Source organism: Lentilactobacillus hilgardii DSM 20176 = ATCC 8290 (assembly GCF_000159315.1).
GTDB lineage: Bacteria > Bacillota > Bacilli > Lactobacillales > Lactobacillaceae > Lentilactobacillus > Lentilactobacillus hilgardii.
In genome coordinates, this window is the sequence record NZ_GG670056.1 from 1 (window position 1) to 241 (window position 241).

The 241-nt window shown below is 66.8% G+C and carries 1 protein-coding gene; it reads left to right on the forward strand.

Going from position 1 to position 241, the window contains the following annotated elements; translation table 11 throughout:
- Positions 1-241: LOG family protein (locus tag HMPREF0519_RS13535; RefSeq protein WP_191976499.1), on the forward strand; the 241-nt coding region annotated here is incomplete at both ends.

Sequence of the window (241 nt, forward strand, 5' to 3'; positions counted from 1 at the left end):
GGGCATCATCGCCGCCGAGTCGCCGAACCCGATCGTCAACCACCTGGTGATCATGCCGGACATCGAGAAGCGCCTGGAGGCCTTCGTCCGCATCGGCCACGGCATCATCGTGTTCGCCGGTGGCGTCGGCACCGCCGAGGAGATCCTGTACCTGCTCGGCATCCTGCTGCGCGAGGAGAACAAGGACCTGCCGTTCCCGCTGATCCTGACCGGACCGACCGTGGCGGCGCCGTACTTCGAG